Genomic DNA, 10,624 nt, shown 5'->3' on the forward strand with positions numbered 1-10,624 from the left:
CAGTTTCCCATTTTTCAGCCACCACAAAGGGAGCGGCGGGTGAGTCTCACAGTCATTGCGCAGCGTATGGGTATCACAAGCTTTCAGCGCCTGGTGACTGGCCTTGTCTTGAGTACTTTGCTGGTCGGTTGTTCCAGTACACCCTCGGGCAACGTCCGGGTGGTCGATCGCAACAGTGCAGCGCCCCAGCGTCCTACAGTAACGACCGGCCAGTACGTAGTCCGTCGCGGCGATACGCTGTTTTCCATCGCTTTTCGCTACGGCTGGGACTACAAGGCCCTCGCGGCTCGGAACAATATTCCTGCGCCTTATACGATTCACCCGGGTCAGACGATTCGCTTCGATGGCCGGACCGGATCAACACCTACCGCTGTCGTCACACAGTCCGGTTCGACCGCTTCGTCGTCGAGTAAAACCACGGTCATCCGCCGCCCGGCGGGGGCCGAAACGGCGACAGTACCGTCCGTCGCCAGCAAACCGACCCCAGCTCCGATGCCCCCGGCAGGCCCCGCCCCGACCGGCTGGGGATGGCCTTCTAATGGCGTTCTCATTGGAAAATTCTCTTCAAACGGTAGTTTGAATAAAGGAATTGATATCGCCGGGGATTTGGGACAGCCTGTTTTAGCTGCGTCTGATGGCACGGTTGTGTACGCCGGGAGTGGTTTGAGGGGCTACGGCGAACTCGTCATCATCAAACACAGCGATACCTACGTCAGTGCCTATGGTCACAACCGCAGGCTGTTGGTTCGGGAGGGGCAGCAGGTCAAGGTCGGACAGACAATTGCCGAAATGGGATCGACGGGAACAGACCGGGTGAAACTGCATTTTGAGATTCGCCGACAAGGTAAACCTGTAGATCCGCTGCAATTCCTGCCACGGCGTTGATTTGATTGTCAGCCTGTTCCGTCACGTAGAGGGAACAGGCTCCAGCGTTGCCAAGGATAAAGGCGTCGCTTGAGCTTGAGGTCGAACTCACCAAAGGACTATAACAATGGCTCTCAGTAAAGAAGTGCCGGAGTTTGACATCGACGATGAGGTTCTCCTGATGGAGACCGGCATCGCTATGGATTCGATGTCGAATGATGAAGGGGCGACTCCACCTTCCGTTCGTGCCAAATCCAGACACTCCGCTTCGCTTAAACAACATAAGTACATCGATTACACCCGGGCGCTGGACGCCACTCAGCTGTACCTCAACGAAATCGGTTTCTCGCCACTGCTCTCCCCCGAGGAAGAAGTGCATTTTGCGCGGCTGTCGCAAAGTGGCGACCCGGCCGGTCGAAAACGCATGATTGAAAGCAACCTGCGCCTGGTGGTGAAAATCGCCCGACGCTACGTCAACCGTGGGCTTTCGCTGCTGGACCTGATCGAGGAGGGCAACCTGGGGCTGATTCGCGCTGTCGAGAAATTCGACCCCGAGCGAGGCTTCCGTTTCTCGACCTACGCGACCTGGTGGATCCGCCAGACCATCGAACGGGCGATCATGAACCAGACCCGGACCATCCGGCTGCCGATTCATGTGGTCAAGGAACTGAACGTCTACCTGCGAGCCGCCCGCGAGCTGACCCAGAAGCTTGACCATGAACCCTCGCCGGAAGAGATCGCCAACCTGCTGGAAAAACCGGTAGGCGAGGTCAAGCGCATGCTTGGGCTCAATGAGCGGGTTTCCTCGGTGGACGTATCGCTGGGGCCGGACTCGGATAAGACCCTGCTCGACACCCTCACCGATGACCGGCCCACTGACCCGTGTGAGCTGCTGCAGGACGATGACTTGTCCCAGAGCATTGACCAGTGGCTCTCCGAGCTTACGGACAAGCAACGGGAAGTGGTAATCCGCCGCTTCGGCTTGCGCGGTCACGAAAGCAGCACCCTTGAAGACGTTGGCCTGGAGATCGGGTTGACCCGTGAGCGGGTCAGGCAGATCCAGGTCGAAGGCCTCAAGCGTCTTCGGGAGATCTTGGAGAAGAATGGCCTGTCGAGTGAGTCGTTGTTTCAATAACAGCCATTGTTGTAGAGCAAGTGAAGAAGGGCGCCACGAGGCGCCCTTCTTCTGTTTGTGGTTTGAAGGAACCCATTAAACCCGTGGCGAGGGAGCTAGCTCCCGCTGGGCTGCGAAGCGGCCCCTGTGTTGGGCAATCGCTCCGCAGGAGGACGCTGGCGCGTCCAGCGGGAGCAAGCTCCCTCGCCACAAAGTCAGCGCCTGATTGAAGTGACGGTGGCGAATCATAAGGGCTTTTCCATTGCCTTGAGAGGTCGCTCCAATCCACGCCATTTTCCAGCTCAATTTGTAAGCCTTTGCCTACTGTTGCGTAAGCGTTCGGTAATCTAGAGTAGGGATAGACGACCATAAAACACGTCGAATGCCCGTATCACACTGATCTATAAATAATTTTATTTTATGACTACCCTGTGACGGCACACGGCGGCGATCCGAGCCCAATTGCGTCTGCCGGGGAAAACACTAATATCAGTCCTGTGTCGACGGACAGACACACCCGTCAAGGACGATGGGACAGGAAGGACATCGCAGGACGCGATTCATCAGGACGATGAAAAGGATTAAAGGGATTAGGGAAAAAATGTGGGCGGGTCAAACCGCCCCTTTTTTTTGCCTGCGAATCGTACCCACGCTCTGCGTGGGAATGCCTCTATGGACGTTCTGCGTTCGATTCGGCAACCCAAAAAGCAAAAAGGCCCGCAAGGGGCCTTTCCAGGAAAGCAGGGCGATCAGCGTTCGAGATCGGCGATCTTGCCTTCCTTGCCATCCCACTCTTCGGCGTCCGGCAGCGCGTCTTTCTTCTCGGTGATGTTCGGCCAGATGTCCGCCAGTTCGGCGTTCAGCTCGATGAAGTTTTCCATGCCGGCCGGCACTTCGTCTTCCGAGAAAATGGCGTTCGCCGGGCATTCCGGTTCACACAGGGCGCAGTCGATGCACTCGTCTGGGTGAATGACCAGGAAATTCGGGCCTTCGTAGAAGCAGTCCACCGGACAGACTTCTACGCAATCGGTGTACTTGCACTTGATGCAGTTGTCGGTGACGACGAAGGTCATTTCTAATTCTCTCCTCAGGCGGCTACGGCGAAGCCCCTTCACGGTGGGGTCGCCAGGTTCGGGAGCGATATCTGCGAACCAGGCTAATAGTCCGCAGCATCCCAAACCGCGCGAGATTCTAACAGCTTGAAAGCCCCGTGCGTTAGATCCGTGTCTTCAATGTGTAGAGTAAATCCAGGGCCCGGCGCGGGGTCAGGTCGTCGAGGTCGAGCCTGGCCAGTTCGTCGAGCACCGGATGCGGCAGGCTGGCGAACAGATCGCTCTGCTGCGGCGCGGCCGGTTTGCCTTTGGCCGGGCGCGGCGCCTCGTGGGGCAGGCTGGTGGTTTCCAGACGGCTCAGGTGCTCGCGGGCCCGTGTGATCACTTCGCCGGGTACGCCGGCCAGTTGTGCTACCGCCAGGCCGTAACTCTGGCTGGCCGGGCCAGGCAGTACGTGGTGCAGGAACACGATGCGCTCGTTGTGTTCGGTGGCGTTGAGGTGGACGTTCGCCACCAATGGCTGGCTTTCCGGTAACACCGTGAGTTCGAAATAGTGCGTGGCGAACAGCGTGTAGGCCCGCAGGTGCGCCAGCCGCTCAGCCGCTGCCCAGGCCAGGGACAGGCCGTCGAAGGTGCTGGTGCCGCGGCCGACTTCGTCCATCAGTACCAGGCTGCGTTCGGTGGCGTTGTGCAGGATGTTCGCGGTTTCGCTCATTTCCACCATGAAGGTCGAGCGGCCGCCAGCCAGGTCATCACTGGAACCGATCCGCGTGAAGATCCGGTCCACCAGCGATAGCTCGCAACTGGCCGCAGGCACGAAGCTGCCGATGTGGGCCAGCAGAACGATCAGTGCTGTCTGGCGCATGTAGGTGGATTTACCACCCATGTTCGGACCGGTGATCACCAGCATGCGGGTGTTGTCGTCCAGGCTCAGGTCGTTGGCCACGAACGGCGTGGTCAGTACCTGCTCGACCACCGGGTGCCGGCCTTGGCTGATGCGCATGCACGGTTCGCTGACGAAGCGCGGGCAGTTGAGGTCCAGGTTCAGCGCGCGTTCGGCCAGGTTGCTCAGCACATCCAGCTCCGCCAGGGCGGCGGCGGTGTCCTGCAGTGGCGGCAGTTGGCTGATCAGGTCTTCGAGCAGCGCTTCATAGAGCATCTTTTCCCGAGCCAGGGCGCGGCTCTTGGCCGACAGCGCCTTGTCTTCGAAAGCCTTGAGTTCCGGGGTGATGAAACGCTCGGCGCCCTTGAGGGTCTGGCGGCGAATGTAATCGGCCGGCGCCTGTTCGGCCTGTTTGCTCGGCAACTCGATGAAATAACCGTGGATGCGGTTGTAGCCGACCTTGAGGTTCGCCAGGCCAGTGCGGGCTTTTTCCCGGGCTTCGAGGTCGATCAGGAACTGGCCGGCGTTTTCGCTCAGCGATTGCAGTTCGTCAAGCTCGGCGTCGTAGCCGGTTTTCAATACGCCGCCGTCACGGATCACCGCCGGCGGGTTATCGATGATGGCTTTTTCCAGCAGCGCCGCCAGCTCAGGGTAGGTGCTGGTGGTGCGTGCCAATTGTTGCAGGTGCGGCGCGTCAAGGTCGGTCATCGCCGCTTGCAGCTCCGGCAGCGCGGCGAGGGCATCGCGCAGCCGCGCCAGGTCCCGAGGACGGGCGTTGCGCAGGCCGATCCGCGCCAGGATCCGCTCGATATCACCGATTTCCTTGAGCTGCGGTTGCAGCTGCTCGAAGCGATAACGATCCAGCAGGCAGGTAATGGACGACTGTCGCGCGAGAAGCACCGTCAGGTCCCGCAGCGGCCGGTTCAACCAGCGCGTCAACAGGCGACTGCCCATGGCGGTCTGGCAACGGTCGACCACCGATTGCAGGGTGTTGTCGCGTCCACCGGCCAGGTTGGTGTCCAGCTCCAGGTTGCGGCGGCTCGCGCCATCCAGCACCACCGTGTCATCCAGGCGCTCATGGCGCAGGCTGCGTAGGTGGGGCAGGGCGGTGCGTTGGGTTTCCTTGGCGTAGGCCAACAGGCAGCCCGCTGCACCGATGGCGAGGGTCAGGTTTTCGCAGCCGAAACCTTTCAGGTCTTGGGTGGAAAACTGCTGGCAGAGACTTTTCAGCGCCGAATCACGCTCAAAATCCCACGGCGCACGGCGCCGAACCCCACGGCGCTTTTCCGCCGGCAGGTCTTTGGGCCAGTCATCCGGGATCAGCAGCTCGACCGGATTGACCCGCTCCAGTTCCGCCAGCAGGTTTTCCCAGCCCTTGATCTCCAGCACCGAGAAATTACCGCTGGTGATGTCCAGTACTGCCAGGCCAAACAGACGCTCGTCGCCCAGCACCGCGGCGATAAGGTTGTCGCGGCGCTCGTCCAGCAAGGCCTCATCACTGACGGTCCCCGGAGTGATGATCCGCACCACCTGGCGCTCCACCGGCCCTTTACTGGTGGCCGGGTCGCCCACCTGCTCGCAAATCACCACCGACTCGCCGAGCTTGACCAGCTTCGCCAGGTAACCTTCCGCCGCGTGATAAGGAATCCCACACATCGGAATCGCCATCCCTGCCGATTGCCCACGCGCCGTCAGGGTGATGTCCAACAACTTGGCGGCTTTCTTCGCATCTTCGTAGAAGATTTCGTAGAAGTCGCCCATGCGGTAGAACATCAGCTGATCGGGGTGCTGATTCTTCAAGCGCCAGTATTGCTGCATCATCGGCGTGTGAGAGGACAAATCGTTCACGGCGGTATTCATCGGTGTCAGGCAAACTCGTTGAAAGGTGTGGGGCAAAAGGAGGGGCATCGGCCCGGCTTTTCCCCGATGGGCGCAAGGTTAACATGGGTGGTTGGGGGGGACCCAGGGATGAGTGAATTTGGGACCGAGGGTATGGAGATGCCCATCGCGTAGTGCCTGCGTCCGGCCTTAGCGGTTAACGGGTGCCAGATCAAAAGCCGACCAGTCTCCCTGGCTGTCCCTGGATTCACTTGTGGCGGCAAAGCTTGTTTGCGACAGCGGAGTATCAGCTAGCTCAATATCGAGTAAAAAGCCCGGCACTTGGCCGGGCGTCTCTGAAAAACTTGATGTCAGGCTCGTTTCGATTCGGCTTGCATCATCACCAAGTTCTGTTGCTTGGTAGCCTCAGTCAAAACTTCGCTGTAGACACGTTTTTTTTGATCCGATTTGGCGTGACGGATGAAGTCGGCAAATGTACTTTTGGTGCCCTTGGACAAGCCTAGCTTGATCGAAATCATAAGTGCGCTCCAGATAGCGGCCCGAGCGTAGCCTCTAGGTCGGCTCGCGTGTGTTGCTCAGGGATATGGTAGTCAATTTTATCGACACCAGCCTTGTAAAGTCGTCCCGAGTTGTCGATATGCTTGAGCAGAAGATCTACATGAACATCGCCTCGATACTCTAGCTTAAGCGCGTTCACCACGTCACGTGCGGCAAAGTACTGGTCGATGAAATGTTCCTTATGAATCCTCCTGCCCTCGGCGGCCTCGCGGGCATTTACAAAGCCCCAGGCCAGTTGCGGTGCCTGGTACACGTATAAAATTTGCACGAACCTGCCCTTTTTCAAGGAGCGGTCCACATTTCTTCTGGCCACGTCAATGTTTGAAAACGTTCCATCGAGGATGAAGGATTGTCTTTGATCCAGCGCAAAATCCAGGATTTTTTCAACGAGAATCGATACGCCGCCCTGAAAGAGCCAAGAGTTCGTCCCCTCGTAACCTGGAAATTCGTCGCGCAGTTCATCAGGATCTATACGTAGGATTGCGGCATCCGCAAATAGATTCACCAAAGCAATCGAAGCTTCGGTTTTGCCTGCGCCGGGTGATCCTGCCATGAAAACAGAAACTGGGGCTTCTTCCGGCGGGTAAAGCAGCTTGTCGGTGCGCCGCCCTGCAATAATTTTCTTGTTCGAACGAGCGAAGCGCAGTGCATCTTCGTAATGGCTTTGCTCTGCTGGCGTCATCAAGCAGCGTCCTCCATTAACACCCGCTCCTACATTATGAGTTCGAACATCCGCACTATTCGGTCCAGACCTTTCGCAGTGGAGTCAGGTTAGCATCACCGACCGGAGACGCTGCGGACGAAGTGTTTCTTCATCTATATGCTATATGCGGATTTATGCAAATCAGCATTTGTCTTCCGCAAAAAGAACAAGCATCATGCGCGTTATGCAAAAACGCAACGTATCTACCGTATTAAGAGCATTGCTCGATCAGCACGGGATCTCCCCCACGGAGCTTCACCGTCGTACCGGCGTGCCCCAATCCACCCTCTCGCGGATTCTCAGCGGCAAGATTGTCGATCCTTCGGATAAACACATCTCGAAAATCGCCGAGTACTTCGCCGTGAGTACCGATCAGTTGCGCGGGCGGGCGGAGGTTGCGCCGGTGGGCGGCCGCCGCGACGCGTTGCATGCCGAGCTCAAGGACATAAGCCTGTGGGATGACGAAACACCGGTCGAGGAAGACGAGGTGTCGGTCCCTTTTCTGCGTGAGGTTGAATTGGCTGCTGGATCAGGAAGATTCGTCATCGAGGAGAGCGAGCGCTCCAGCCTGCGATTCGGCAAGCGCAGCCTGCGGCATAACGGCGTGCAGTTCGATCAGGCCAAGTGCGTGACAGTGCGCGGCAACAGCATGTTGCCGGTACTGCGCGACGGCGCCACGGTCGGGGTGAATGCAGGCAAATGCGGGATCGGCGACATCGTCGACGGCGATCTCTACGCCATCAATCACAACGGCCAGTTGCGGGTGAAGCAGCTTTATCGCTTGCCCACCGGCATCCGCCTGCGCAGCTTCAACCGCGACGAGCACCCGGATGAAGACTACAGCTTCCAGGAAATGCAGGATGAGCAGATCGTCATCCTTGGCCATGTCTTCTGGTGGGGCATGTACGCCCGTTAACCCCATCGCTGTCAGATAAAACCCGCCACCGTGCGGGTTTTTTTTCGCCTCACGATTTTCCCAAATCCCCGTGTTCATTGAGCCTCTATGCGCTCGTGCATTTGCAATGCATAAATAAATGCATTTACGCATTGACTGTATATGCATCCATGCATATTCTGTGTCCAAGCCGCTCGTCAAAGCGGCTGGCAACAAAGCTCTTTAGTGGCACCAACAGGCAGCGATGAACCGGCCTTGACGGTTCAGAGGGTTGGCAACTGACCCAGGTGTGCAGCGTAAAGCACCAGAAGCAGTTATCCGGCGGGCAGGGGCCGCGGTCGGAAAAACAATTTGAATGGATCCGTACCGCGCCAGTCGCGCCGAAAGATCAAGCGCATTACTGAAAAGCCTGGGCGACCGGGCTTTTTGGAATGCCTGTGCGATTAGGCAGAGTTGTATCGACGTTCCAAAAACCTATTTAGCTAAAGGAATAGACCCATGAAAAAATTGTTCAGTGTGCTTATCGCAGCAGTCCTGGCGAGCCAGGCCTTCCATGCGTTTGCCGAAACGTCGCCTGTCGGTTCCTGGCAATTCGCTTCCTACCATGTTCCTGGTGGCGGCTTCTATGCCAACCAGACGATCTGTTTCAAGGAAGACAACACTTGGTATTCCAGTTCGCAGGCTGGCTGGAATGGCGCGTGGTTCCAGAACGGAGATGACCTGCAATGGAATGGTAGCGTGCCAATGAAAGGGGCAGGGATCTCCAACAATCTCGCCACCATCGCCATGGGCAAGATAACGGCCACGGGTGCGATGGCGGGGAGTTATGCGGAGTGGGCTGCACCAAGCGCGCTGCCGCTGCCCTGGGACCGGCATTACACCTACACCATGACTTACAAAAGCGCGACCTGCGGCGCTCCCAAGTGAAGCCAGTCCTGTCCAACTAAGAAGCGAAGACTTGAGCTCAGCGCTTGGGACAAACAAGCAGCGTTCGCTTGGCCTTTGTTCCCCGTTATTTATTAGCGATGCATTTACTGCACCGACAAGACCCCATTTGATCCCAGAAAAAACTTCCCCGCCCAACCAATCCGCCAGGAGTCATGAATGACAAACGAGCAACAAGCGTTGCTGGACATGCCGATCTGGCTGGTCATCCTGCTCGCCCTGGTGGGCGGGGTGTCCGGCGAGATGTGGCGTGCCGACAAGGAAGGGGCCCGCGGCTGGTCGCTGTTACGGCGCCTGGCCCTGCGCTCCGGTGCCTGCGTGATCTGCGGTGTCTCGGCAATCATGCTGCTGTATGCCCTCGGCATGTCGATCTGGAGCGCTTGCGCGCTGGGTTGCCTGACCGCCATGGCCGGTGCCGATGTGGCTATCGGTCTCTACGAGCGCTGGGTCGCCAAGCGGATCGGTGTGTGCGAAGTGCCGCCGCCGGATTCTCATCCAGACCAACAGTGAGCCCGGTGCTGCCGATCCATAGGAAAGTCCAATGCCCACTCTCATCGAAAAACCATCGCAGCTGTTCTCCGCCATGGCCGAGACGTTGCGTACAACGCTTCCCGGCCTGAAGGTTGGGAGCCCCCAGGACTTTGACGACACAGGCGATCAGCCTTGGGTCCTGATCGCCATCGAGCGCGACGCGTCAGGCAACCGCGCCAATGACGGACGTATCGCCCATGTCCTGACGCTGTCCATGCAAGTCGTGTCCCCCGGCGCGGGTCTGGCGGCGTGCGATCTGGCCAGTGAGTTGAAACGCGTGATCGTCGACAACCGCTGGAACCTGTCGGCCGAGCAGTGCAGCCGGCCAGCAGACGTCGAGGGCGTTGCGTCCATCTTCGGCGCCGGGACTCGGCCGTACACCGCCTGGACCCTTTCATTCACTCAAACCCTATACCTGGGCCCGACACTGCTGGACGACCCCTTGGGCACACCGAAATTTGCCCGGACCTGGGAAGTGTCGAACATCGACGACCCGGATCAATACACCGCGCTGGAGGACTGAACCATGTTCGATGCGCTTTTACGTCTGCACCTGGGGTCGATCATCGAGCGTCTGGCCGAGATGGAAACCGAGCTCGAAGACTTGCATCGGCGTGCCGACAGCGTCTGTCGCATCGGCATTTGCCAGGAGGTCGACGCGGCGAGCAACACCTGCAAGGTCAGCCATGGCGGGCTGCTGACGCCGGCGATCCGCTTCTTCAACCCGAGTGCCGGAGCACAGAGCGAGTCGCGGATCCCGTCCGTGGGCGAGCAATGTGTGTTGCTCAACCATGGCGGTGGCGACGGCGGCGGGCAGTCGGTGGCGTTGTTCGGCCTCAATGGTGGTCAGTTTCCGCCCGTCTCGACGCAGGCATCGCTGACGCGTCGCCTCTACCAGGACGGTACGGAAAACGGCTACGACCACGCAGGCCATGTCCTGCATTGGATTAACGGCCCGGCGGCGTTCAGCGGTTCCCGTGAGTCCCTTGAGCTGAGCATCGGCCCCTCGAGGCTGGCGATGACGCCGCAGTCCATCGAGTTGCAACTGGGCGCCGTTGGCATTCGTCTCGATGCGTCTGGCGTGCACTTCAGCGGCCCGTTGGTTGACCACCAGGGCCGCGTCATCAGTACCGCATAAGAGTTTTCCCCATGATTGGAATCGATCGCAACACCGGCGCGACGGTCGACGACTGGCTGCAGTTCGTGCAGCGCGCCACCCGGGCGCTGACCACTCCGCTCG

11 protein-coding genes and 1 pseudogene are annotated in these 10,624 nt (G+C 58.8%); 8 read left to right on the forward strand and 4 right to left on the reverse strand.

All coding sequences use genetic code 11. The features are described from left to right. The first annotated feature begins 39 nt into the window (after positions 1-39). Together RGM2987_RS07070 and rpoS are read left to right on the forward strand one after the other, a co-directional pair. Positions 40-885 (forward strand): peptidoglycan DD-metalloendopeptidase family protein, encoded by an 846-nt coding sequence (locus tag RGM2987_RS07070; RefSeq protein WP_245139391.1) that lies wholly within the window; start codon positions 40-42, stop codon positions 883-885. A 106-nt stretch (positions 886-991) separates the two neighbouring features. Then, positions 992-1,999: an RNA polymerase sigma factor RpoS gene (rpoS, locus tag RGM2987_RS07075; protein WP_047227588.1), complete on the forward strand. Its 1,008-nt coding sequence runs from the start codon at positions 992-994 to the stop codon at positions 1,997-1,999. 728 nt (positions 2,000-2,727) lie between these two features. Here the strand turns inward: rpoS and fdxA are convergent. From fdxA to RGM2987_RS07095, 4 genes are all read right to left on the reverse strand, one after another. Beyond that, positions 2,728-3,051: a ferredoxin FdxA gene (gene fdxA, locus RGM2987_RS07080; protein WP_014336809.1), complete on the reverse strand. Its 324-nt coding sequence runs from the start codon at positions 3,049-3,051 to the stop codon at positions 2,728-2,730. A 142-nt stretch (positions 3,052-3,193) separates the two neighbouring features. Beyond that, positions 3,194-5,761, reverse strand: a complete 2,568-nt coding sequence (gene mutS / locus RGM2987_RS07085) for a DNA mismatch repair protein MutS (RefSeq protein ID WP_245139392.1) — start codon at positions 5,759-5,761, stop codon at positions 3,194-3,196. Positions 5,762-6,102: 341 nt separating this feature from the next. Further along, entirely contained in the window at positions 6,103-6,270 is a 168-nt protein-coding gene (locus tag RGM2987_RS07090) for a hypothetical protein (RefSeq protein WP_245139393.1), read from the reverse strand. Continuing rightward, positions 6,267-6,992 (reverse strand): zeta toxin family protein, encoded by a 726-nt coding sequence (locus RGM2987_RS07095; protein ID WP_245139398.1) that lies wholly within the window; start codon positions 6,990-6,992, stop codon positions 6,267-6,269. Before RGM2987_RS07095 ends, RGM2987_RS07090 begins: the two co-directional genes overlap by 4 nt. 205 nt (positions 6,993-7,197) lie before the next feature. Here RGM2987_RS07095 and RGM2987_RS07100 point away from each other — a divergent pair, with 205 nt between their 5' ends. The 6 genes and pseudogenes from RGM2987_RS07100 to RGM2987_RS07125 all read left to right on the forward strand — a co-directional run. Next, on the forward strand, positions 7,198-7,929 hold the full coding sequence (locus RGM2987_RS07100) for an XRE family transcriptional regulator (protein ID WP_245139399.1): 732 nt from the start codon (positions 7,198-7,200) through the stop codon (positions 7,927-7,929). Between the two features lie 477 nt (positions 7,930-8,406). After that, positions 8,407-8,835, forward strand: coding sequence for a hypothetical protein (locus RGM2987_RS07105; protein ID WP_245139394.1), 429 nt, complete (start codon positions 8,407-8,409; stop codon positions 8,833-8,835). A gap of 177 nt (positions 8,836-9,012) precedes the next feature. Further along, positions 9,013-9,363: a phage holin family protein gene (locus RGM2987_RS07110; protein WP_245139395.1), complete on the forward strand. Its 351-nt coding sequence runs from the start codon at positions 9,013-9,015 to the stop codon at positions 9,361-9,363. Between the two features lie 31 nt (positions 9,364-9,394). Continuing rightward, positions 9,395-9,907, forward strand: a complete 513-nt coding sequence (locus RGM2987_RS07115; RefSeq protein WP_245139396.1) for a hypothetical protein — start codon at positions 9,395-9,397, stop codon at positions 9,905-9,907. A 3-nt stretch (positions 9,908-9,910) separates the two neighbouring features. After that, complete coding sequence (locus RGM2987_RS07120; RefSeq protein ID WP_245139397.1) at positions 9,911-10,522, forward strand: phage baseplate assembly protein V; 612 nt, start codon at positions 9,911-9,913, stop codon at positions 10,520-10,522. Positions 10,523-10,533: 11 nt separating this feature from the next. Then, positions 10,534-10,624: pseudogene (locus RGM2987_RS07125) on the forward strand (phage baseplate protein); the annotation flags it as partial.

The organism is Pseudomonas sp. RGM2987 (genome assembly GCF_022952855.1).
GTDB lineage: Bacteria > Pseudomonadota > Gammaproteobacteria > Pseudomonadales > Pseudomonadaceae > Aquipseudomonas.